Source organism: Acinetobacter sp. Colony158, from assembly GCF_019264745.1.
GTDB lineage: Bacteria > Pseudomonadota > Gammaproteobacteria > Pseudomonadales > Moraxellaceae > Acinetobacter > Acinetobacter ursingii.
The window spans coordinates 830,261-854,446 of sequence record NZ_CP078523.1; the positions used below are offsets into that span (position 1 = coordinate 830,261).

Here is a 24,186-nt window from a genome sequence, read left to right on the forward strand (position 1 = left end):
AGAAATTTAGCCCAATTGAAGATGGATAATGCGAGTCATGTCTTAGCAGAAGTTGGGATAATCAGGCAATCTAATAAAAACTGCCCTCCCGCCTTTTCAGTAAAAATTAATTTTTCATTTTTATCAAAATCTTAGATACTATTTCAACGATCCACTTAAACTCTATCAAAGTCCGCTATCTGAAATAAAAACAGTAAACTCCTAACTTTTTGACCTATGGTCGTTCTGCATACTGCGGTAAGTCATCACAAATCGTGTCCCACTCTGCTTTGTGCGCAGCGAAAATATGCATACTCGGTTTTTGCTCAATTTTGGTATCTAAAGTTCCAATCCGCAAACGATAAAATTCAGGGGTATCTATTTTTATGCTCATGATGGGCGAACCACATTCGCTACAAAAACAACGCTGCGTGGTTGGAGTGGATTGATATTTCTTAAGCAAATGTTCGCCTTGCACAATTTTAAAATCATTCACATGCACAGGCGTATTGGTTGCATAAGCTGTACCATTGGCTTTACGGCAACGTTGGCAATGGCATTGAATAATATCACCCAAGCCATGACCTGAAACCTCGTAACGAATGCCCTGACATAAACAGCTTCCCGTCAATAATGCAGCTTGTGACATGAAGATACTCCGTGTAATTATTGATTTTTTAACCAAATTAACAGGTTTTGAGGATAACAAAAATAGTGAATTTCAATTTAGTCAGAATTTAGTTGTGCATGAACACCTTGTGCTGCTGTTCGTCCTGTCGCCAGACAAGCGTTCAGTAAATAACCACCTGTAGGTGCATCCCAATCCAGCATCTCACCACAAGCAAAAATATAAGGAGAATTCTTTAGCATCAGATGCTTATTTAATGCATCGAGTCGAATCCCACCTGCGCAGCTAATCGCTTCTTCAATTGGACGAAAACCCTGTATCTGCACGGCAATTTGTTTAATATGCTGCGCCATTTTGATTGCATCATTCCAGTCATTTTTACTGACGACATCACGAATCAAAGCAATTTTGGTTTTATCCAAGCCAATCTTTTGCCATAAAGTATTTAAAGACTGCTTTTTGCCTTGCTGTAACTTTTGTAAAATTTGTTCTTGGCTCAGGTCTGGCAGTAAATCCAGATATAAAATTGCGGGACCTTGCGTCTGCATCGCTTCACGCAAATCGCGATTACAGCGATAGACCAAACCACCTTCCAATCCATAATGGCTGATCACCATTTCGCCAAACTGAGGTACTTGACCAGCTACCCACGCCTGAATCCGCTTAAGCGGTTGTCCGAAAATGGGTTGCAAATATTCAGACCAATTGACTAACACCCCGACATTACTGGCAATAAAAGGTTGAATAATCGATGCATCTAACCAGTTTTGCCATTTTCCATCACTTCCCAGTTGTGGCCACGACACCGCCCCACACGCCATTACAATCGCATCAGCCGTAATGTGATTCTGCTGTTGTTGCACTAAATCCAGAACTGTCAAAGACTGATTCTGTATTGCCAAGACTTGATGACGATAATGAAATTTTACCTCACGCTCATGCAACCGCTTAAGCCATGCGCGTAATAATGGCGCGGCTTTCATCTCGTTTGGGAAAATCCGTCCTGAACTACCAATGTACGATTCAATCCCTAAACCTTTCATCCACGCTTGAATGGTTTCGGCATTGCAAGTTTCAAGCATTGGGCGCAACCAGTTGGCATGATCATAGCGTGATATAAAATGATCTAAATCTTCAGCGTGGCTGATATTAAGCCCTGTTTTTCCCGCCATTAAAAACTTACGTGCTGCCGATGGCTTTTGCTCGTAGATGGTAATGTCATAATCACCCAGTTCAGACAAAACTTCGGCACAGGCTAGTCCCGCAGGACCTGCACCGACAATTACAACCTGCTTACTCGGCATGGGTTTGCCCTTGCAATGGCAAAAATTCATCAAACCGAGTCTGATAGCTTTCAGGTTTAGTGATGATGAGCTGTTGGCAAAGTTCAGCACGCTCTAGATATTTGATCTCAAAATGGGTACGTGCCGAATCAGATGTAATGCGCTGTTTAACGTAAGGCAAATGCCAGAGGTGTAAAAGTTGCTGTTCCGCTTCATCAATATAATCTGGAATATTACTAGCAAGCGTAATCGTACCTTGCGGTTTTAAACGTGACAGCAAAAATTCAAAAAACGGCATATTCAGCCAGCGCTGTGCAGGATTATGCGGTTCAGGATTTGGGTATAAAATAAAAAAATGTTCAACTTGCTGAGGATAAAGCGCATGGACGATCCACGGCAAAGCATCCGCATGGATGGGATATAAATTATCTCTAGGTTCCAATCCTTTTTGTTTCTGCATCGCCAAAAATTTTTCTTTGGTGCGCTCGATTGCAAACAATGTTTGTTCTGGATGTTCACCACTAAATAACAAGGCATGCTTGCCCTTACCCGCACCAATTTCAACACAAATGGGGGTATTTTCAATGGAACTAAAATCACGCGGCGCCTGCATGCGCTGGGCTTGAAATTGACGAATCGAGATAATCACAGCAAACTATTCAAACTAGGTATTGAAATCAGGCTAAGTCTAACAAGTGATTTGAGCTTTGCCTAATATCTTGATGATGAATTTGAGGATTTTACTATGCCACGCACATTTCCCTGTCCCCGTTGTGGAGAACCCTCTGTCTGGGAAGGCAATGAGTTTCGTCCCTTTTGTTCAGAGCGTTGTAAACTGATTGATCTGGGCGCATGGGCCAATGAGGACTATAAATTACAGACTCAAGATGCTCCAACATCGGAAAATGGCAACCCTTATGATTACGATAGCTAAGCTGCTATACCCGCCTCGATGGTCATCTTTCGTTGCAAAATTTACTCAAAATCGTGCAATTAGCAAACAAAATTAAACACACAGGGCTTAAAGTACTCGTCAATAATATGGCTCTTCTCACAATAGGAGAATTTTGATGCTTTTGTTGAGATTACTTTTCGCTGTTTTTGCTATTTGCTGTTTAATCTTCCTCGTTTTAGGTTTTATGGCTTCAGATGCCGTTTTATTTGTTATTGCCGTATTATTTGCAGTTGCAAGCATTTTAATTGCACTGGAAGCCAAACAGCGTTTCCATAGCTTATTTCACTCTTGACGTCTGGGACAATGATTGCAAGTTCAATCATTGTCCTTTTATTGTATCTCTTTTAACCTGCTTTACCTGCAACAAAAGGATTAAATTGTTTTTCATAGCCAATGCTGCTCATCGGCCCATGTCCTGAAATAAACTGTGTATCATCGGGTAGACTAAAACATTCACGTTGAATCGAGTCCAGTAGTTGTTGGTGATTGCCTTTCGGAAAATCTGTACGCCCAATCGAACCCTTAAACAACACGTCTCCTGTCCATAATAATGCATGTTGTTGGTTATAAAACATCACATGGCCTGGTGTATGTCCAGGCGCAAATCGCACTTCAAACTGATGCTCACCTAATGCCAAAACTTCGCCACCTTCAAGCCACTGATTCACATGTACAAGCTCAGGAATTGGAAATCCATAACGTTGCGACACTTCCTGAATCATATCTAGCCAAAATTGATCCTCTTTGTGCGGGCCAATCACAGGAATACTCCAGATTCTAGCTAATTCACCAACTGCCCCTGCATGATCAAGATGTCCATGGGTCAACCACAATGCTTTGACCTTTAAGCCAAGTGCTTCGACTTCTTGTCTTAGTTTGGCTGCATCTCCCCCTGCATCAATTAAAATTGCGTCTTTAGTTTCGCTGTCCCAGACAATAGAACAATTTTGAGCGAAAGCCGTTACAGGAACTATTTTAACTTGCAGCATAACAACCTCTGGCGAAACATCATGATGTTTTATTGGGCTAAGGTGATTTCAAGCGCATTTAAATGGGCTTGAACCAGTTGGCGGAGTAATTGTAGATGGGCATCTGAGTCGTTTAATGCAGGAATGTACTGATAAGACTCACCACCAGCATTCAAAAACAATTCTGCATTTTGAATCGCGAGTTCTTCTAAGGTTTCCAGACAATCCGCAGAAAAAGCAGGGCTTAGAATCTGAACAGATTTAACCCCCTGCTCTGCCCATTGAGTAAGCAATTGATCGGTATAAGGTTTAACCCATTCCTGTTTACCAAAGCGCGATTGAAAACTAATGGCCCATTGATTGTGTTCAAGCCCCAGTGCTTGGGCAACTAAACGCGCGGTTTCCCGACATTGATCTGCATAAGGATCACCTTTATCAGCATACGGCTGGGGAATTCCATGAAAAGACATTAATAATTTTTCTGCTGTCCCATGCTGATTCTGAAAATCCCGAATACTTTTCACTAGCGCCTGAATAAATAAAGGATGGCGATAATATTCTTTAACAATGCTTAAGCCCGGTAAATTACGTTGCTGTGGAATCCATTTGGCAAAAGCATCATAAAGCGGTGCCGTTGAGGTCGCAGAATATTGCGGAAATAAAGGCAATAATAAAATATGATCCTGAGGAGATTGCGCCAATTGTTGCAATAATGAGGTGATTCCCGGTTGACCATAAGTCATGGCAGGAACCACCCTTAAATCAAACTGCGGATAAGCATCCGTAAGATCAGATTTCAAACGTTCAGTCTGCGCAAAAAGAATTTCTCGCATGGGTGAATCTTTACGCCAAACTGTTGCATAGGCATGCGCCACACGTTTAGGACGAAAAGGCAGCACAAAACAGCGTAGAATAATTTGCCAAAGCAGTGTGGGAATTTCAATCACCCGTGAATCTGACAAAAACTGTTTTAAAAACTGCCTCACTGCTGGAACAGTGGCTGCATCAGGAGTTCCCAAATTGGCTAAAATAACAGTCACTTTTGGCTTAGATGCAGTAGACATTCTTTTTCCTGTTCAATGCGTACATGAAAATCTGTTGAGTACGCTTACTTTAACAGTTTTATGGCTTTTTCAAAATAAATGACTAATTTGTTTTTATTTGCGTCGTGCGTAGATATTCTGGCTGTTGAGTTTCCAGTAATTTCAAAGCCTTAGGTGTAAGCTGCCACAATAAACGTTGACGCTCATCACGACCAGCGGGGACAATCCAGTCATTTTGTCGCATCTGCATTTTAATATGATGTAATGCACGGATATTAATTTGCGAACGCGCAACTGCATGTGCTCGCGGTAAGACTAACCTTGCATCTTCGAGCCCCGTTTCATTCAGATAATCATTAATCCTTTTAGAAAAATATTCCTCAGGTGTCGGGATTTTAAAGACCACACTTAAAATGGATAAAATCTGCAACCAAGTCAGCTTACGTTCAGGTTTGAGTTCCTGAAAATTACCATCCTGATAGGCATGAACACGGTATTCAAAAGAGTAAATTTCATTGGTATACACTCTTGGCATTGCGACCAAAGGATCATTTTCACGCTTACCTTGCTCGGTTTCCAGACGAGTGACTTTAGCGCGTAAACTATCAATTTCATCTTGTAAAACTTGGGTATTTTGCGGTCTGACCCACCCCAATACAGGATAACGTTCCAACATTTGAGACATATTGAAACGCACCGCCAGTTCTAAGTCGCGCAGGCTGTGATAACAAAAAACCTGATCGACCTCTTGTTGAAGCTGTTTACGAAATTCATGAAATTTTTCTTTTAATTCTGGTTTGCTATCCTGCAACGCAGCATCACGGCTTTCTGGCGCATCATGCATAAAGACAATGATCGGTTTTTGTTTGGTTACGGCATAAATATATTCAAGATGTAGATAACTCACTCCTGAAACTGATTGTTCACCGTACTGACTACCAAGCAATAATACAACATAATCACAATCGTCAATTTGACGACGCGCAATGGAGGTACTCAGTGGTGTACGTTGCTCAAGCCCCCATGAAAAAAATCCCATTCCGATGAGTGTCTGTGCCAATACCATACGTTCTGGTTGCATTTCTGCACCAGAAGTTGAAATAAACACTTGATAACGCTTATCCAGCATGGTTATCCCCTAAAATTTAACATTCCTCATCACGTTCCGTGTGATGTAAAAATATATAACCTCAAATTTAGATCTAAAATTTATGCAATCATCGCCATATTGTTCAATCATCAATATTGTGAATACGCCAAGTCATATGATCTTTAATCATATGTTTTAACACAAACTTTAACTCATCTGCATTATTTCCGCTGACAAAACACTCAATTTGTAGATGATTCTGACGCATTTCGTCAAATAATAACTCATTTTTAATCAAAATGCGGGCTGTTTGCCTCGCCACCGCTAAACCTGAGTCAATTAATGTCAGTTTCTGCCCAAAAAGATGAGTAATTGCTTCATTTAGAAACGGATAATGAGTACAGCCTAACACCAAGAAATCTGCATGCTGATCCACGACAGGCTGTAAACATTGCTGCAATACCGTTAAACAAGCGGGACTCATTTGTTCGCCTGCTTCAACAAAAGGCACCAGTTCCAGACAAGTGACAGCTAAGACCTCTACCCCTGCTGGATGCGCGAAATTTTGAATCACATCCTTAATCAGTTGCCCACGAAATGTTGCAGGTGTTGCCAATACTGCAACGACTTTAGACTGAGTTTGTAGCACTGCGGGTTTGAGCGCAGGCACTAAGCCAACGATTGGAAAAGACGCTCCATAATGTTCGCGCAAATAATCCAGACTAAATGCTGAGGCTGTATTACATGCCACAACTGCCATTTTACAACCACGACGATATAACCATTCAATCGCCTGTGCAGTTAATTGTCGGATTTCCTGATCTGAGCGTGGCCCATAAGGAACATGTGCAGTATCGGCATAATAAATAATCTGTTCATTGGGTAAATGCTGAACGATTTCCTGTGCAATGGTTAATCCCCCCACACCAGAATCAAAAATACCAATCGGTGCATCTTTAGATGCTTGAAGTCTGGATTTTAATTCAGCATAAATAGGGTGTATTGCGGTCATTTCTTTGGATAAATCCATCATGTCAGATTCAGAATTAAGCTTAAACCTCAACTGCTCAATTGCAAGAGCAAATCACCACTTTTTAACTCAAGCACTGCTTCTCCATCAGAATTTTCAGTCAAAACACCTAACTCAATCAAATGATAAAAAGCGGCGCGCTGAATTAAGGCATTTAAACCAAAGCGCACATGTACATAAGGGCGTAATTCCTCTTCTCCTGCTTCACTTACATAACCACGCATAAAAATCGGATGTTCCTCATCCACGATCACAATATCTTGATTGGTGGTGGTTAATTGAATAAAAGATTTACAATCAATCTCAATCACATCGACTTGATTGACCAGCAAAGGTTCATCTTCAACCTCGATCTCAATTTGCTCAACGGGCGTCTTTAAATAATACTTTGCATCCTCTTTCCAAAGCACTTTAGAAAATAGGTCTAAAAGCGCCTGCCGCTTGATCAATTGACCTTCGTGCCACCATTCTCCATTGGCTTTTATGATCAAATCCATTTTACCGCAATGCTTTGGATGCCATTGGTCAAGAGGTGGAATTGACCTTTTGTGACTTTGCTGTGCATCTTTTAGATATTGTGCGATACTCATTAAGTTTTTATCATCTAACGATGTTGACTGGTTTGTCTCTTGAGACGAATGATGATGATTTACCATGGTTTATGCCTTGCTGACGAGAAAATATAACGACTCAGCCAATTGGCTAGATCAGGGTTTGAAACTATACTAGCCGCAAACTATTTAAGACACGATTGTCTGTTTGTGTCTAGACATTAAAGAACACTCATGGCAGCACCGAAGCGCTGATGTGACGGTTGCCACCCTTAGCAATATGAGGAGTCCTACATGGAGCACATCGAACGCGAAGCGATGGAGTTTGACGTAGTGATCGTTGGTGCTGGACCTGCGGGTCTATCGTCTGCGATTAAAATTCGCCAACTTGCGATTGAACATAATTTACCCGATCTATCCGTCTGCGTCGTCGAAAAAGGCTCCGAAGTGGGCGCTCATATTTTGTCTGGTGCGGTCCTTGAGCCACGTGCCATCAATGAGCTATTTCCGAACTGGAAAGAAGAAGGTGCGCCTTTAAATGTCCCTGTGACTGAAGACAAAACCTACTTCCTGCTCTCTGATGAAAAATCGCAGGAAGCACCGCACTGGATGGTGCCAAAAACCATGCATAACGATGGCAATTATGTCATCTCGCTCGGCAACGTGGTGCGCTGGTTAGGTCAAAAAGCTGAAGAATTAGAAGTGTCTATTTTCCCGGGCTTTGCTGCTGCTGAAATTTTGTATCATGAAGATGGTACCGTCAAAGGCGTACAAACAGGCGATATGGGCATTGGTAAAGATGGTGAACCGACGCATAACTTTGCGCCGGGTTACGAGCTACATGCCAAATACACTTTGTTTGCAGAAGGCTGTCGTGGTCACCTAGGTAAACGCTTAATCAGCAAATTTAATCTGGATAAAGATGTAGATCCGCAGCATTACGGTATCGGGATTAAAGAACTGTGGGAAATTGATCCAGCCAAACATAAAGAAGGTCTGGTGATGCACGGTTCAGGTTGGCCACTGACTGAAACTGGCTCTTCAGGTGGTTGGTGGTTATATCACGCTGAAAACAACCAAGTGACTTTGGGGATGATCGTGGATTTATCTTATGAAAATCCGCATATGTTCCCGTTCATGGAAATGCAGCGCTGGAAAACCCATCCTCTGATTAAGCAGTATTTAGAAGGCGGTAAACGCATTTCTTACGGCGCTCGTGCGGTTGTGAAAGGTGGCTTAAACTCTTTACCTAAACTCACCTTCCCAGGTGGCTGTCTGATTGGTGATGATGCTGGCTTCTTAAACTTTGCCAAAATCAAAGGCTCTCACACTGCCATGAAATCAGGCATGTTATGTGGTGAAGCAGTCTTTGAAGCGATTGCGCGTGGTGTAGAAAAAGGCGGTGATTTAGCCATTGCCCGTGTGCTCGAAGGTGAAGATTTCTTTGATAAAGAACTCACCGCTTATACGCAAAAGTTTGACAATAGCTGGCTCAAAGAAGAGTTACATCGTAGCCGTAACTTTGGTCCTGCAATGCATAAGTTTGGTTTGTGGATTGGTGGTGCGTTTAACTTTCTGGATCAAAATATCTTTAAAGTGCCATTTACCTTGCATGACTTACAACCAGACTACAGCGTATTAAAGACTCAGGATAAAGCCACCTTTAAACCGACTTATCCAAAACCAGATGGCAAGTTGACTTTTGACCGTTTATCTTCAGTGTTTGTCTCCAACACGGTACATGAAGAAAACCAACCGTCACATTTGAAATTGACTGATCCAAGTATTCCAGTCGATGTCAATTTACCGAAATGGGATGAACCTGCACAGCGTTATTGCCCAGCAGGGGTTTATGAGATTGTGGATGAAGGTGAAGGCAATAAGCGCTTCCAGATCAATGCAGCCAACTGTGTCCACTGTAAAACCTGTGATATTAAAGATCCATCACAGAATATTACTTGGGTGACACCTGAAGGTGGCGGTGGTCCGAATTATCCGAATATGTAATCTTTGGATAGTGCTTGCGAAGCTATAACGGCTTCTCATCCCCCGAAGGATAAAACTTAATCTGTTTTCAAATGCACCGCAATTTAAATTACGGTGCATTTTTATTTCTTGCCAGTGCGTTATTTTATTCTGCTCATCTGCTTACATTTCTATCAATCTTTGTTACCTAATTTGAGCGCAGAAATGCATAGACTAATTTTTAAACATTTTATTTTTTCTGATTCCTTTGTTAATTGCGGGTTTGTTACCTTTTAGCCAATTTACTCAAGTCTTTGTCTATGAATCCATATTCAGATCATATCTTGGGCAAGGGATCACTTTTCTTCACATGATTTGAAAAAAGGATGAGAGTCATGCTTGATTTAAAACACACACTGCAATCACTTCAAAATATACGTGCTAACCCAGCAGTTTCGATTTTTGTTCCTACCCATCGTACTTTTCCAGATAATCAACAAGACCATATCGCACTAAAAAATCAACTCAAACAACTCGAAGAACAATTACTGAAAACTTATGACAAAGTTTTTGTTGCCCAATTTTTAAAGCGTATCCATGAAAAAACGGATGAATTAAATCCCAATTATTATCTAGATACTTTGGCCATTTTTGCGACCGCTGATCAGGTCGAGGTGATTTGTTTACCGTTTAAAACTCGAGCCAGAATTATGATTGATACGCAATTTGTATTGCGCGACTTTATTCGAGAACTGTCTTATGCACTGGATTATTATATTGTGGTCGTGACCCGCGAAATGGGTCGCTTAATACAAGCATCCAATAATCGCGTTATTCATGAGTTTTCAGAACTGGATCTTGAACTCACTCCGCTTTTGCCACATGGGGCTTTTCCAGTCAAAAATGAAACATTATATAGCCTGACTGCCGCAGAGCGATCTGCTGCTGCACAGGAAGATCGTTATCTTAAAGAGTTTTTAAATCGAGTGGATAAAAATGTACAGGTGATTCATGCACAAAAACCTTTGCCAATTGTGCTTGTTGCTGATCGTCGCAATATCAGTTTCTACGAAACCATCTGCGATCATCCTAACCAAATTATTATCAAGGTCGACAATGTCACTCAATTGGAGAATAGCGAACCACGCCATATCGTAGACAGTGTTCAAAATGCATTAAAAGATTATCAGAATAAAATTCATCAAAATCATGCCAATCAACTGGATCAAGTTTATGGAAGTGAGCGGGTTGTGACTGATTTACAACACATTTATCAGGCTGCTTTACAGGGCAATATCGACACGCTCTATGTACAACAAGGTTATTCGGTAAATGGTTTTATTGATGAAAACGAGCAGCGTATAGAATTTAGCGCCGCACCAGAAGATGATTCTACGCCTACCGATGTTATTCACCATATCATCGATGCGGCTCAGACGCATGGCGGTCATATTGTATTTTTACCCGAAGCGTATTTAAGTGGTAAAACCCCAGTGACTTTACTTAGTCGATATGCAATTTAAATTTATAAAATCAAGCCTTTGCATAAGGCTTGATTATTTTACTGACGCATTGCAAGCTTATGAATCAAGCAAAGACCATGCAATCAACCACATCACTACACCAATAATGATATCCAAAACCTTCCAAGCTTTTGGATTTTCGAATACGGGTTCAAACAATCTTGCACCAAAACCCAAACTAAAAAAGAAAACAAACGATGCTGTCACCGCTCCAGCAGCAAAAGCAGCTTTATTGGCATATTGAGAAGAAATAGAACCCAATAGCACAACGGTATCCAGATAAACATGCGGATTCAGCCACGAAAAACTTAAACATAAAATTAAAGTCTGTGCTAAAGAATTGACTTTCTGCCCTGCCGCATGTAACCCGTCTTTGGTGGTATAAGCGCTATAAAAGCTGCGTAAACCATAAGCGAATAAAAAAATGGCACCAAACCATTTCATTGCTTGAATCAACCATACTTGTTGGCTGAGTAAACTTGCGAAACCAAAAACACCCAATGAAATCAGCAATGCATCTGAAACCGCACAGATTAAACACACCCAAAAGACATGTTGTCTGAGCAAACCCTGTTTTAAAACAAAAGCATTTTGTGCGCCAATCGCTAAGATTAAGGAAAATCCCAGTAATAAACCTGAAAAATAGGTCGACATCATTATCCTTTTTGCACCAGATAACGATATTCTTTTAAACCTGCTGCATCCAGTAATTCTTCCTGAGCCAACAATTCATGCCCCAGATGCAGACAAAACTTGGGAATATCCCATGAAGTGGATGGGTCAGTCGCCAACACCTCCACCACATCCCCTGACTTTGACTTCCGAATGGCTTGATGCAGCATCATCACAGGTTCAGGACAACGCAAACCGCGTGTATTCAATTGAATGGTCGGAGTTAAATCTGGTGAAGACATGCCTATACTTGAGTTCAAAAACAGGGGCATAGTTTACCATAAAGTTAAGTCTCCTAGAAAAAGCAAAAAAAGCTGACTCATCAATTTGAATCATTTACGTTTTCCAATCGTTTTAGTAATGCATAAGCCATTTTTCTTCGGTATGATTAAAAATCATTGATTGACACATTAAGAGTCTTTAGGAAAGATCATGCAAGAGGAATCAGGCCCATCGTGGGGTATGCGTGGCTTAAGAAAATGGTTAGGCACTGCACCAGAAACCCGTGACGAACTGTTAAAACTCGTTCAGGATTCACAGCGTTTTTTAGAACCCGATACTGTGGCAATGCTAGAAGGCGTTCTAGACCTTCCTGCCACCAAAATTCGTGAAGTCATGACTCCACGCACTGCCATGATCAGCTTGCAAGAAGACGATGAATTACTGGATATTTTGCACGTTCTGGTTGAATCAGCACATTCTCGTTTTCCTGTCTTCTCATCCGATCAACCTGATAATGTAGTGGGAATTCTCCTTGCTAAAGACTTACTGCCTTTTCTGACCGAACAAGGTGCGAAAGTTGATGTACGCGCCTTAATGCGACAACCGCTGTTTGTTCCAGAAAGTGCTCGTTCGGATCAGGTTTTACGTATGCTTAAACACACGCAAACGCATATCGCGATTGTGATTGATGAGTACGGGACGACATCTGGTCTGGTCACGCTTGAAGATATTTTAGAAGAAATTGTCGGTGAAATTGAAGATGAACATGACAATGCCGATGAAGAGGCGCAGTACATTGTGCCAGATCCGACACAGCAAACAGCAAACACTTGGTTGGTACAGGCACTTACACCGATTGAACACTTTAATACAGTTTTAGATGCAGACTTTTCTGACGATGAAGTAGAAACTATGGGCGGTTTATTGCTTCAGGAAATTGGTTTAGTCAGTGATTTGCAGGGTCAGACCGTTGAACTTGAAAATTGGGAATTTACCATCGTTGAAGCAGATGCACGTACCATTCATCTGATTCGAGCTGTTCGTAAATGAGAACATATTTTAATACATTGTTAGGATCTTCCCAGCAACAAAAACAACTCCCCTTTATTATTCCCCTGCTGATTTCACTCTGTGCTGGTGCTATTTTTAGTCTGGCACTTGCGCCTTACTATTACTGGTGGCTGGCGATTTTATCGCCAGCATTATTATATGCTTCTCTCAAAAACCGTACAGCCAAACAAGCGTTTGGGATTGGCTGGGCCTATGGTTTTGGCTTATGGTTTGTCGGAGCATTTTGGCTCTATACTTCGATCCATGTCTACGGCGATACCAACGCTGTTTTAAGTGTCCTTATGATTGGCTTTATGGCCTTAGTCATGGGACTGTTTACCGCAGTTCAAACTTGGCTATATCGTCGGTTTTTCCCCGAAACACCGCTGACGTTTGCACCACTCTGGATCTTCTTTGAATGGGCAAAAACTTGGGTGTTTACAGGTTTCCCATGGCTTTTTGCAGGTTATGCTTTCACCGAACGTTTTCTGGATGGTTATGCGCCGTTGTTCGGAATTTTTGGGGTTTCCTTTGCGGTCATCATACTGGCCTGCGCATTAGTTGAAATTTTACAACGTCGCATTTTCTGGGTGATTCCATCAGCCCTATTATTATTGGGTGCATGGGGAGCATCGAAAATTGAATTTGTTCAGCCCAAAAACAGCAAACCCTTATCTGTATCTCTGATTCAAGGTAATATTCCGCAAGATTTAAAATGGCTGACTGAATATCAAGTTAAAACCTTGATGATCTATGCCAATTTGACCCGCACAGAATGGGGCCGTGATTTAATCGTTTGGCCTGAATCGTCCATTCCGATGTTTCAAACCGACATTGAACCTTTTCTGGATGCCATGCAGCAGCAAGCTAAGAAAACAGGTTCAGCATGGGTGACAGGTATTCCATATTGGGATATGGACGCTTCTCAGCAGGTTGGAACGCCACAGTACTACAACAGTATTATGGCCTCGGGCAGTGATTCATCAGGGCTGTATAAAAAACAACGTTTAGTCCCTTTTGGTGAATATATTCCGCTTTCTGGACTACTGAGTTGGGTGTTACCAGCCTTGCAAAATGATCCTTCGATGAGTGGTTTTAGTCAGGGGGCGAGTGATCAAAAACCCTTGATGATTAAAGGCCATCCACTTGCAGCAGCCATTTGTTATGAAATTGCTTATCCAAATTTAACCCGACGTAATGCGGAAAATAGTGACTTTCTGGTGACGGTTTCCAATGATGCATGGTTTACTGGAACCGCAGGCCCCATGCAGCATTTACAAATGGTGCAGATGCGCGCTAAAGAAAATGGACGCTGGTTTATTCGTGCCACCAATACAGGTGTAACTGCGTTTATCGATCAGAATGGTCATATTGTTAAACAAGCACCAATTGATAAAGAAGCCGTGCTCCGTGGTGAATTGCCTGCGATGCAGGGTGAAACGCTATATACCCGTTTAAGTGACTGGCCAATTTTAGGCTTTTCATTGTTACTCTTAATCATGGGTTGGTTCTATCGCCCCAAACAAGTCGATGTCAGCTTTAAATCACGACGTTAACGTCCGATTGACCGCTTCAAAAAACCGAGATTTCTGCTGAATCTCGGTTTTTTAATGCATTCAAACTATAATAATTTTGTTCCCACTGGCACGTCAAAATCAGGCACACAAAGCGCCACATCTCCCTCTGCATTATGAAAACCAGTAACCAGACATTCGGACTGAATCGGGCCGATCTGTTTTTTAGGAAAATTCACCACTGCAACCACCAGTTTATTGATTAAATCTTCTGGTTGGTACAGCTTGGTAATTTGCGCACTGGATTTTTTAATGCCCAATTCCTCACCAAAATCCACATGCAAGATATATGCAGGCTTACGTGCTTTTTCAAAAACCTCAGCCTGTATAATTTTACCGACACGCAGTTCTACTTTTAAAAAATCCTGCCATTCGATTAAATCCATCGCACTTATTCCTGTTATTTATTTCAATGAGGATTATGCATACTGCTTAAACTGATTGAAAAGAATAAAAATTAAAAAAATAATCACGCCATAAAAAAACGAGGCATCAGCCTCGTTCGATCATATATCATCGTTATAGTGTCGCAGTCAGATAAGATAACATAGCAGCTAGACTCAACATCGGAACATAACGATAAATAGAAACGATAACTTGCTCAACATTTGAAATTTGTTGTTCAAGCACAATTTTTAATACCGTTGCTTTTAACGCTGAATAAAAACTTAAAATTAGAATCGCACTAAATATACTCAGCGCAATGAAACCTACCATAATTTGGCTAGTTGCGTCTGACATTTGCCAAAGGGTTAAAATGCCTTGACTCAGTGGAAGTAAACTCAAAATCAGGAGAACAGATTTGAGCATTGACCAATGAAACTGATGAATTTCATCCGAAAAAAATAATGCTTTCATGCTATCCTCCGACAGTAAAATGGCTGACTTAAAAACTATTATGCAAGGTTTTAATTAAATAAAAAGTCTATTTTTATTCATAATTCATTTATCTTGTAATCAGTAAATATGGGAATAGTTCTTATTATAAATCTCATATCTTGATATTTTATTAAATTATATAAAAATCAATGCAATAAATTAAATTTATAAATTGAGATGTATTATCATTCCAGTGTTTTATTTTTTAATTCGATTCAACCCATCCATAATTCCCATCAAGCCAAGTACATTATTTTAAATAGATAGCACTTCATTTAAAAATGCTACCTATGATCTTAAAACTAAATTTTAAGGTTTGTAGTAAATATCCGCATCGTTTCCTTCACCGCCAGATTTTCCATCTGCCCCAAAAGAATATAAGTCGTAGGCATGGCCCTCGGTACCAGGAATCACATACTGAATATCATTTTCCCAGCTATCTTTCGGATAGCCCCCTTTGACATAACCGCCTGGCAACCAGTTTTTCGCAGTGGCAGGCTGAGTCACAAGCGCATCCAGACCACCTTCTTGCATAGATGGATAATGACCATTGTCTAGCTTGTATTGATCTAATGCTCCTGCCACACCTTTTAAGGTGATTTGTGTGGTATCGACTTTGGCTTTTTCACCACGCCCCATCACATTTGGAACAATCAATGCAGCTAAAACACCTAAAATTACGATCACGACCATCACTTCAATAAGTGTGAATCCAGACTGTTTGTTCATAATTTTATTACCCTGCATTTTCTGCTTATTCATTTTCATCTCTAACATACAACTCATTAAATCATATTATTCATATTTACAATTGGCAGCATGACCGCAATCACGATCACCAGTACAATAGCCGCCATAAACACCAGCATCAACGGTTCAAGCAGCGCCAATAAGGTTGAGATGAATGTTGTGACTTCACGATCCTGCATATCGGATGCTCGCTGCAACATTCGGTCGAGTTCGCCTGATGCTTCACCACTGCGTATCATTTGTACCATCATTGGTGGAAAATAACCACAGCGTTCAAGCTGGGTTGCCAAGTTTCCCCCTTCCGTGACTTTTTCCGCCGCAATATTAATCGCATCACGAATCACCCAATTACTACTCACCGCAGCCCCAATTTTAAGCGCATCGACTAAAGGAACACCCGATTGAGTCAAAATCGATAAGGTACTGGCGAAACGTGCCGAATTTATACCACGTGATAATTTACCAAATAATGGCAATCTGAGCGTTAAACGATCAAATGCATAATAGCCTGCGGTGGTTTTTAAAAAGCGGACAAAAGCAATGATGCCAATGATACTGATCAGCAATAGGAACGGCCATGTGTGACGAATCAGATCGCTGGCTTTCATCAAAGCCACGGTAATCCACGGTAAAGCCTGTTTACTCTGGTCAAACGTTTTAACAATATCTGGGACAACATAAGTCATGAGCCCCATCACAATTGCAAAAGACATCAGCAATAAAATGATTGGATAGATCATCGCACCCTGAATTTTCTTTTGCATGGCAAAACGGTTTTCGGTGTAGTCTGAAAGCTGATCGAGTATTAGATCCAAATGTCCAGAGCGTTCACCTGCGGCAATAGTGGCAATATATAAGTCAGGAAAACGTCCTGATTGCTGCATGCCCTGTGCCAGCGAATGTCCTTCTAGTACTTTGGAACGTACCGAAAGGAGTAAATTCTGCACATGGGCTTTTTCATTTTGTTTAGCCACGGCACGTAATGCTTCTTCAAGTGGAATCGCCGCTGCCACCAATACAGAAAGCTGCCTCGTCATGAGCGCTAGATCATAAGCACTAAACTTTTTTTGAAACCATGAACGTTGCTGATGTTTATCTTTTTGCTCAACAGGTTCAACGGCGATCGGGGTCCAAGTTTTATCTCGCAATTGCTGGCGAATTTGTCGTGCAGAGTCCCCTTCCAGCACCCCTTTTTGCTGTTTTCCCGAAGCGTCAATGGCAGTAAATTGATAGGCAGGCATGATCTTTTCTAATTTTTTCCAAAAAATAATCGGTTAGCTGTTGCATCTTTCCTACAGAATCCCTCATATTTCGGAGCATTACAGCTTTGCACACTTTAGCACAGCGCCTATCATCCGAAAACGAATCATCTTAAAAAATAGTGACGATACAGATTTATGCCAAACACGCCGCCACCTCAAACAGAGATTTACCGTATTCGGGTCGCTGTACCTGTCTATCTGTATGAGACCTTTGATTACAGCTTAACTCAGGCTCAATATCAACAGGCTCAGGTTGGCGCGCGCGTGGCAATTCCTTTCGGTCGGCAAAAACTGGTTGGCATCATTACCGAGAAAATCGCGCCAGATGTTCCACTGGATTCACGGTTTCAGCTCAAAGCTATTTTTGAGCTGCTTGATGATGATGCCATTTTAGATGACAAAGTTTTAACTTTGTTGACATGGTCAGCGCAGTATTATCAGTTCCCGATTGGGGAGGTGATGCAAGCGGCTTTGCCTGCACTGTTACGACAAGGCAAACCATTGGATATTTTGGCGCATATCTGGAAAATCAAACCTTGTGAAGATGCAGAATCCAAACTTAAACGCTCGCAAAAGCAATTTGAAGCCTATCAAATTTTAAAACTACACCCGACTGGAACGACCGAAAACATTTTAAATTTAAGTGGGGTAGAAACTGCGACTTTACGCGCTTTGGCAAAAAAAGATCTGGTCGAATGTCATTTAGAAACACAAGATTTTCGACCGACACCCGTTCAACTGGCACAAATGCCCCTCACGCCCAACGACGATCAGAAAAAAGCTATTCAACACGTGGTTCAGTCACTCCATCATTATCAAGCTTTTTTACTGGACGGCTTAACAGGCAGTGGCAAAACCGAAGTCTATCTACACATCATGCATGAGGTGTTGAAACAAGGTAAGCAAGTGCTGGTTTTAGTGCCTGAAATCGGACTAACTCCGCAAACCATTTCCCGATTTAAATCGCGTTTTCATTGTGATGTTGCGTTGATGCATTCGGGCTTAAACGACTCCAAACGTCTGCAAGCATGGCAACAAGCCAAAATGGGTAAAGCTTCAATCATTTTAGGCACACGCTCTGCTATTTATACGCCTTTGCATAATCTTGGTTTAATCATTTTGGATGAAGAACACGATATTTCCTATAAACAACAGGAAGGCTTTCGTTATCATGCACGGGATGTGGCGCTGTATCGAGGGCATTTAGAAAACTGCCCTGTTATTTTAGGCTCAGCCACACCAAGTATTGATAGTTACCATCTGGTCGAACAGGAAAAATTAAAACTGCTACAACTCAATCAACGTGCGGGTGTGGCACTTATGCCCAAAATGCATGTGATTGATTTAAAGGTTGCCAAGAAAAAGCAAGGGTTGAGTCAACAACTGATTGAGCAAATCAAAAAAAAACTGGATAAAAAAGAACAAGTGCTCATTTTTCTGAATCGTCGGGGTTATGCACCTGTTTTGGTTTGCGAAAGCTGTGGCTGGCAAGCCAATTGTCCACATTGTGATGCGCATTTTACGCTGCATACTCAACCTTACACTTATCTGCATTGTCACCATTGCGGTACGATTCAGCGCTTACCCGATCAATGTCCAGAGTGTCAGCATCAGAGCCTAAAGACTCTCGGAATGGGAACAGGTAAAGTTGAAGAACATTTGAATGAACTTTTTCCAGATCATGATGTGATTCGGGTCGACCGCGACAGCACCAGTCGGGTCGGAAGCTGGCAGAAAATTTATGATCGGATTCAGCAAAATCAACCCATGATCTTGCTGGGTACACAAATGCTCGCCAAAGGTCATCATTTTCCTTTTGTCACCTTGGTTGCGATTTTAGATATTGATGCAGGTTTACTGTCTGTCGATGTTCGTGCACCTGAACGTACTGCACAATTGATTGTACAAGTGTCTGGTCGCGCTGGGCGGGGGGAACATAAAGGTGACGTTTATTTACAGACATTGAGACCTGATCATCCCATGCTCACCACGCTGATCGAAAAAGATTATCGTGCTGTCGCCAAACATATGCTGCAAGAGCGTAAAGCTGCATTGTTGCCTCCTTATCGTTATGCAGTATTGATTCGTTCAGATTCTAAAAACCGTGACTATAGTCAGCAATTCTTAGCCGACATCGCAGCCCAATTACAGTTAATGGCGCAGGATAGTATTGAGATTTGGGGGCCTATTCCCGCGCCGATGGAACGCAAAGCTGGACGCTATCGGGCGCATATGGTGATCTTGTCGCAAGATCGCGCACGTATGCACTTCTTTTTACGGCAATGGTGGGCGCAAGTGGTACATTTACCTAAACAGCATCAATTACGTTTATCGATTGATGTTGATCCACAGGAATTTAACTAAAATGTTCATGATCTGACATCTATCTTGTTTTAAATGATGTTTATACTGGTGAGATAAGGAACTGAGCTCAAAACGATCAAGGTAATCCATGTCATTATTATTACAAATCACTATATTTTTAGGCGCAGCCTTACTGATCGTGCCACTGGGTAAACGCTTTGGCATTGCCACGGTACTTGGTTATCTATTTACGGGTATTTTACTCGGTCCCAGTGTTTTAAATATCGCCAGTGATGCCAATGCCATTATGCATCTAGCAGAATTTGGCGTGATTTTATTGATGTTCATTATTGGCTTGGAACTTCGTCCACAGCGTTTATGGGAAATGCGACATTCCATTTTTGTCATGGGAAGTATGCAAGTGGTGATCACGGGTGTGATTTTAATGCTGATCACACTACTTTTATTCAAGCAAAATCTAGCCAGTAGTTTTGTGATCGGATTTGCATTGGCACTGTCTTCAACGGCCTTTGTCTTACAATTATTAAGTGAAAAACAACAACTCAATACAACTTATGGACAATCATCCTTTTCCATTTTACTTTTTCAAGATATTGCCGCAATTCCGTTATTAGCCGTGATTCCGCTTTTGGCTGGCACACAGACCACACATCATGGAATTGCTTACTTTGCTGCCATTGTAGCGACCTTTACTGGTTTGTTTTTATTTAGTCGATATATTCTGCGTTATTTCTTTCGCTTTGTCGTGGATAGTGGTGCAAGTGAACTGATTACTGCGGTTGGTTTATTTATTGTATTGGCCGTGGTTTTGCTGATGGATTTATTAGGTATCAGTACGACACTGGGTGCATTTTTAACTGGAGTATTACTAGCTGATTCCGAATTTCGTCATGAGCTTGAAGCCAGCATTGCCCCGTTTAAAGGATTACTTTTGGGTCTGTTCTTTATGACTGTGGGCATGACTGCTCAGATCTCGCTATTTGTCGATATGCCGTGGCTGATTATTGGGGGTGCAATCAGTTTAATGCTGATCAAACTGATCATTTTAACGGGGATTGCCCGATTTAATCAGTACAGTTGGAAAAATAGCCTGTTGATGGGCACCTGTCTGGCACAAGGGGGCGAGTTTGCGTTTGTGGTACTCAGTGCAGCAAAAAGCGAGAAAGTCCTCACTCAGGCATTAGTAGAGCCGCTGACCTTAATAGTGACTTTATCGATGATGTTGACTCCCGTTTTATACTGGCTCATGACCTCGAAAATTGTGCCTGTTTTATTTAAGGACAAAGCACCCGAATATGATGAAATACCCGCCAATGATCACCCGATTATCATTGCAGGTTTTGGTCGTTTTGGACAAATCATTGCGCGCATCGCACGGCTGCATCATTTTTGTTTTACCGCAATTGACAATAACATGCAGCGTATTGATTTCGTCAGACGTTACGGTGGAACGCTGTATTATGGAGATGTCACACAGCCTGAGATCTTACGTGCAGCAGGTATTGAAAAGGCTCGAATTTTTGTTCTGGCGGTGGATGATGTAGAAGACAACATGAACGTCGCGCGACATATTCGCCTGAATTATCCTGAAATTAAACTGTTTGTCCGCGCTCGTGATCGACATCATGTGCATTTGCTGCGTGATCTCGGAATCGAGCATATCTGGCGTGAAACCTATTTATCCTCACTGGGTATGGCTTATCGGGTACTTTGTGATCTGGGCGTCTCTGCCGAACAGGCCTATGAAAATATCGAAACCTTCCGTGATTATGATGAAAAATTGTTGGCGAGACAGCAAAGTATTTATACGGACGAACAAAAAATCGTTGAAACGCATCGTAATATGTTAGCGGAACTTGAACATTTGTTTGAAAGTGATGAAAGAAATCAGCCTGTCAGTTCAGGTGTGAATTTACAACGTGGTTTAGAAAACGATACACAAAAGCACCGTATTAATGTGACACGAGATGATCACGATTGACTTGTGTTTTACAATAAAGACACCATTAAGACAGGGTTATGGAGAAAAATATGTCTGATCTACGCCAACGTTTTTACATTGAGGACTGCCCTGTTCGTGGAGAAGTGGTTCATCTTGAAGAATCCTTGCAAACCATTTTAGCGCAACGTGATTATATGCCTGCGGTCAAAGCCCTATTGGGTGAAATGCTAAGTGCAACAGCATTACTGGCCAGCACCTTAAAAATTAAAGGTCGTATTAGCCTACAAATTCAGGCTTCGGGGACATTTAAATGGGCAATGGCGGAATGTAACCATTTGGGTGAAATCCGTGCTTTGGCAGATTATGAACAAGACCCACACTTTCAGGAAGGCACAGACAGCAGCGTAGTGTTAGGCAGCCTGCAAAATCCAGTATTGTTTATTAATATTGAACCCGAATTTGGTGATCGTTATCAGGGTATTGTACCGTTGGATCAACCAACGCTGGCAGGTTGTTTAATGCAATATTATGATTTATCTGCCCAGATTCCGACCCATATTGTATTGGCTACCACGCCGAAACGCTCTGGGGGGTTATTGATTCAACTGCTTCCACGTAACAATGAAGAAGAACAACAGTTGATCGATGAAGACATTTGGCCACGTTTGACCATGTTAACTGAAACCCTCAAGCCAGAAGAGCTGACCGAACTTTCAGCCAATGAAATTTTGTATCGTTTGTATAATGAAGAGCAAGTTCGTTTGCCTGAAATTGAGCATCTCAAATTTGGCTGTACCTGCTCCAAAGAACGCTGCGCCGAAGCTCTGATTCAGATTGGTGTGGAGTCGGTACGTGAAACATTGACCGAGCAAAACCCGATTCGTATGGACTGCCAATTCTGTAATACTCAATATAGCTTTACTGCAGAAGAAGCATTGGGTCTGTTTGGCGAGCATTTAAGCTAAAAGACATCGGATACAAAGCTAATAAAAGCCTTTAGAATTCTGAGATTCTGAAGGCTTTTTGCTGTGTTTCATTTTCCAAATCTCAACATTTTACTATGCTTATAGTCTTGTAATTGCTCAGTTCATCACCATAATTAAAAGAAATAAAACCCAATTTTAAAAGAGCTTTTATGGCAAAAAACTACTATGAAGAACTCGGGGTTACACGAAGCGCCTCAGCAGACGAAATCAAGAAAGCCTATCGTAAATTAGCAAAGAAATATCATCCTGATATTAGTAAAGAATCAGATGCTGAAACCAAAATGCAGGCGATTAATGTCGCCTACGATACGTTGGGCGATGCCACTAAAAAGGCTGAATATGATCAAATGCTGGATCATCCTCAAGGCTTTGCAGGATTTGGACAAGGAACTCAGGGTGCATCTAGTGGTTTTGATGGCGCACAATTCTACCGTCAAGGCAATGCCTCTGACTTTCAGGGCTTTGAAGATCTATTTGGTCGCTTTGGCTCAGGTTTTGGCGGAGGTGATTACCAATATCAACGCCAAAAGCGCAGTTATCGTGGTGAAGACCAACATGCCAGTATCGAAGTAGATGTCGAAATTGCCTACCATGGAACCACTCAGAATATCACGCTGCAAATTCCAACCGTCAATGCCTACGGTGAACCAGAAGTTCAACGTAAAACCTTACAGGTCAAAATTCCAAAAGGCATGAAAGAAGGTCAGCAAATTCGCTTAAGTGGACAAGGTCAAAGTGGCATCAATGGCGGTGAAAATGGCGATCTTTATATCGAAATCCAGTATAAAGACACCGATCGCTTACGGGTAGAAGGCGCAGATGTCTATGCAACAATCGATGTTGCTCCATGGGAAGCGGCATTGGGGCAAAAAATTGAAGTGAATACTCCTGCGGGTAAGCTAGGAGTTAATTTGCCGAAAAATGCCAAAACAGGCCAACAACTTCGCCTGAAAGATAAAGGGATTCCAAATAAAACCGCAGGTCATCTCTATTTGGTCTTAAATATCGTGCTACCTAGCGCCACAACCGCAGAGCAACAGCAAGCTTATGAGAGCTTTGCTCAAGCCTTTTCATCCTTTACACCGCGTTCATAAGGAGCTGAATGATGCCTACTATTCATTATCGTGAAATCACATATAGCGGATTGAATGAAGCAGAAGTCATTGATGAACAGTGTACTTTTGATTTGACTCACTTTGCACAAGTCAGTGGTCAAAGTCCTGAATGGATTTTGCAATTAATCGAGTACGATATTTTATCGACTTCAGGTCAACCGCAACAGTACCGTTTCTCTGGTACAGATGTGATTCGCGCACGACGAGCCTATCGTTTACAACGTGATTTTGACGCCAGTCTTTCTGCGGTGTCGGTTATGCTGGATTTAATTGATGAAGTTCATCAGTTACGTCGACAAATTCGTTCAAATCAGGCATGATCATTTTATATTCGCGATAATGCCACTTATCGCGAACTTTTCTGGACATAAAATGGTTCAGAACTGTATGAAAC

Annotated in this window: 25 protein-coding genes; 11 read left to right on the forward strand and 14 right to left on the reverse strand. The window is 41.6% G+C overall.

Annotation, left to right across the window (positions count from 1 at the left end; translation table 11 throughout):
* Positions 1 to 214: 214 nt before the first annotated feature.
* The 3 genes from JR005_RS03235 to JR005_RS03245 all read right to left on the reverse strand — a co-directional run bounded on the left by JR005_RS03235 (position 215) and on the right by JR005_RS03245 (position 2,539).
* Positions 215 to 628: a GFA family protein gene (locus JR005_RS03235; protein ID WP_005001275.1), complete on the reverse strand. Its 414-nt coding sequence runs from the start codon at positions 626 to 628 to the stop codon at positions 215 to 217.
* A 77-nt stretch (positions 629 to 705) separates the two neighbouring features.
* On the reverse strand, positions 706 to 1,911 hold the full coding sequence (locus tag JR005_RS03240; RefSeq protein ID WP_218665550.1) for a TIGR03862 family flavoprotein: 1,206 nt from the start codon (positions 1,909 to 1,911) through the stop codon (positions 706 to 708).
* Positions 1,901 to 2,539 (reverse strand): SAM-dependent methyltransferase, encoded by a 639-nt coding sequence (locus JR005_RS03245; protein ID WP_218665551.1) that lies wholly within the window; start codon positions 2,537 to 2,539, stop codon positions 1,901 to 1,903. The genes JR005_RS03240 and JR005_RS03245 overlap by 11 nt, the downstream gene beginning before the upstream one ends.
* A gap of 96 nt (positions 2,540 to 2,635) precedes the next feature.
* Here JR005_RS03245 and JR005_RS03250 point away from each other — a divergent pair, with 96 nt between their 5' ends.
* Positions 2,636 to 2,824, forward strand: coding sequence for a DNA gyrase inhibitor YacG (locus JR005_RS03250; RefSeq protein ID WP_004991521.1), 189 nt, complete (start codon positions 2,636 to 2,638; stop codon positions 2,822 to 2,824).
* Between the two features lie 136 nt (positions 2,825 to 2,960).
* The gene (locus tag JR005_RS03255; protein ID WP_004991523.1) at positions 2,961 to 3,137 is read left to right on the forward strand and encodes a hypothetical protein; all 177 of its coding nucleotides are present in this window, start codon (positions 2,961 to 2,963) and stop codon (positions 3,135 to 3,137) included.
* A gap of 52 nt (positions 3,138 to 3,189) precedes the next feature.
* On the opposite strand, the gene JR005_RS03260 is transcribed toward JR005_RS03255, so the two are convergent.
* From JR005_RS03260 to JR005_RS03280, 5 genes are all read right to left on the reverse strand, one after another.
* On the reverse strand, positions 3,190 to 3,834 hold the full coding sequence (locus tag JR005_RS03260; protein ID WP_044433999.1) for an MBL fold metallo-hydrolase: 645 nt from the start codon (positions 3,832 to 3,834) through the stop codon (positions 3,190 to 3,192).
* A gap of 29 nt (positions 3,835 to 3,863) precedes the next feature.
* Positions 3,864 to 4,877, reverse strand: coding sequence for a ferrochelatase (gene hemH / locus JR005_RS03265; protein WP_218665552.1), 1,014 nt, complete (start codon positions 4,875 to 4,877; stop codon positions 3,864 to 3,866).
* A gap of 82 nt (positions 4,878 to 4,959) precedes the next feature.
* Entirely contained in the window at positions 4,960 to 5,985 is a 1,026-nt protein-coding gene (locus JR005_RS03270; protein ID WP_218665553.1) for a DUF4062 domain-containing protein, read from the reverse strand.
* Between the two features lie 103 nt (positions 5,986 to 6,088).
* Positions 6,089 to 6,958: a glutamate racemase gene (gene murI, locus JR005_RS03275; RefSeq protein ID WP_218665786.1), complete on the reverse strand. Its 870-nt coding sequence runs from the start codon at positions 6,956 to 6,958 to the stop codon at positions 6,089 to 6,091.
* A gap of 47 nt (positions 6,959 to 7,005) precedes the next feature.
* The gene (locus tag JR005_RS03280) at positions 7,006 to 7,632 is read right to left on the reverse strand and encodes a DUF1285 domain-containing protein (protein WP_005001260.1); all 627 of its coding nucleotides are present in this window, start codon (positions 7,630 to 7,632) and stop codon (positions 7,006 to 7,008) included.
* Between the two features lie 189 nt (positions 7,633 to 7,821).
* Between JR005_RS03280 and JR005_RS03285 the strand changes: the two genes are divergently transcribed.
* Together JR005_RS03285 and JR005_RS03290 are read left to right on the forward strand one after the other, a co-directional pair.
* The gene (locus JR005_RS03285; RefSeq protein WP_049173921.1) at positions 7,822 to 9,534 is read left to right on the forward strand and encodes an electron transfer flavoprotein-ubiquinone oxidoreductase; all 1,713 of its coding nucleotides are present in this window, start codon (positions 7,822 to 7,824) and stop codon (positions 9,532 to 9,534) included.
* A gap of 353 nt (positions 9,535 to 9,887) precedes the next feature.
* Complete coding sequence (locus JR005_RS03290) at positions 9,888 to 11,015, forward strand: hypothetical protein (protein ID WP_218665554.1); 1,128 nt, start codon at positions 9,888 to 9,890, stop codon at positions 11,013 to 11,015.
* 57 nt (positions 11,016 to 11,072) lie between these two features.
* Here the strand turns inward: JR005_RS03290 and JR005_RS03295 are convergent, their stop codons facing one another.
* Together JR005_RS03295 and tusA are read right to left on the reverse strand one after the other, a co-directional pair.
* Entirely contained in the window at positions 11,073 to 11,669 is a 597-nt protein-coding gene (locus tag JR005_RS03295; protein WP_218665787.1) for a LysE/ArgO family amino acid transporter, read from the reverse strand.
* A gap of 2 nt (positions 11,670 to 11,671) precedes the next feature.
* Positions 11,672 to 11,929, reverse strand: a complete 258-nt coding sequence (gene tusA / locus JR005_RS03300) for a sulfurtransferase TusA (protein WP_204470539.1) — start codon at positions 11,927 to 11,929, stop codon at positions 11,672 to 11,674.
* A gap of 190 nt (positions 11,930 to 12,119) precedes the next feature.
* On the opposite strand from tusA, the gene JR005_RS03305 reads away from it, so the two are divergent.
* Both JR005_RS03305 and lnt read left to right on the forward strand, forming a co-directional pair.
* Positions 12,120 to 12,959 (forward strand): HlyC/CorC family transporter, encoded by an 840-nt coding sequence (locus JR005_RS03305; RefSeq protein WP_004991545.1) that lies wholly within the window; start codon positions 12,120 to 12,122, stop codon positions 12,957 to 12,959.
* Positions 12,956 to 14,515: an apolipoprotein N-acyltransferase gene (gene lnt / locus JR005_RS03310; RefSeq protein WP_218665555.1), complete on the forward strand. Its 1,560-nt coding sequence runs from the start codon at positions 12,956 to 12,958 to the stop codon at positions 14,513 to 14,515. The genes JR005_RS03305 and lnt overlap by 4 nt, the downstream gene beginning before the upstream one ends.
* 65 nt (positions 14,516 to 14,580) lie before the next feature.
* Here the strand turns inward: lnt and JR005_RS03315 are convergent, their stop codons facing one another.
* The 4 genes from JR005_RS03315 to gspF form a co-directional block, all read right to left on the reverse strand.
* Complete coding sequence (locus JR005_RS03315) at positions 14,581 to 14,919, reverse strand: tRNA-binding protein (protein WP_004991549.1); 339 nt, start codon at positions 14,917 to 14,919, stop codon at positions 14,581 to 14,583.
* A 133-nt stretch (positions 14,920 to 15,052) separates the two neighbouring features.
* Entirely contained in the window at positions 15,053 to 15,391 is a 339-nt protein-coding gene (locus JR005_RS03320; protein WP_004994178.1) for a hypothetical protein, read from the reverse strand.
* Positions 15,392 to 15,721: 330 nt separating this feature from the next.
* Complete coding sequence (gene gspG / locus JR005_RS03325) at positions 15,722 to 16,174, reverse strand: type II secretion system major pseudopilin GspG (RefSeq protein ID WP_005001245.1); 453 nt, start codon at positions 16,172 to 16,174, stop codon at positions 15,722 to 15,724.
* Between the two features lie 23 nt (positions 16,175 to 16,197).
* Complete coding sequence (gene gspF / locus JR005_RS03330) at positions 16,198 to 17,403, reverse strand: type II secretion system inner membrane protein GspF (RefSeq protein WP_218665556.1); 1,206 nt, start codon at positions 17,401 to 17,403, stop codon at positions 16,198 to 16,200.
* A gap of 156 nt (positions 17,404 to 17,559) precedes the next feature.
* On the opposite strand from gspF, the gene JR005_RS03335 reads away from it, so the two are divergent.
* From JR005_RS03335 to JR005_RS03355, 5 genes are all read left to right on the forward strand, one after another.
* Positions 17,560 to 19,788, forward strand: coding sequence for a primosomal protein N' (locus JR005_RS03335; RefSeq protein WP_218665557.1), 2,229 nt, complete (start codon positions 17,560 to 17,562; stop codon positions 19,786 to 19,788).
* Positions 19,789 to 19,876: 88 nt separating this feature from the next.
* The gene (locus JR005_RS03340; protein WP_004991563.1) at positions 19,877 to 21,730 is read left to right on the forward strand and encodes a monovalent cation:proton antiporter-2 (CPA2) family protein; all 1,854 of its coding nucleotides are present in this window, start codon (positions 19,877 to 19,879) and stop codon (positions 21,728 to 21,730) included.
* A 50-nt stretch (positions 21,731 to 21,780) separates the two neighbouring features.
* Complete coding sequence (locus JR005_RS03345; protein WP_004991565.1) at positions 21,781 to 22,656, forward strand: Hsp33 family molecular chaperone HslO; 876 nt, start codon at positions 21,781 to 21,783, stop codon at positions 22,654 to 22,656.
* A gap of 170 nt (positions 22,657 to 22,826) precedes the next feature.
* Positions 22,827 to 23,771 (forward strand): DnaJ C-terminal domain-containing protein, encoded by a 945-nt coding sequence (locus JR005_RS03350; RefSeq protein ID WP_151724101.1) that lies wholly within the window; start codon positions 22,827 to 22,829, stop codon positions 23,769 to 23,771.
* Between the two features lie 11 nt (positions 23,772 to 23,782).
* Positions 23,783 to 24,112, forward strand: a complete 330-nt coding sequence (locus JR005_RS03355) for a chaperone modulator CbpM (RefSeq protein ID WP_004991571.1) — start codon at positions 23,783 to 23,785, stop codon at positions 24,110 to 24,112.
* Positions 24,113 to 24,186: the final 74 nt, after the last annotated feature.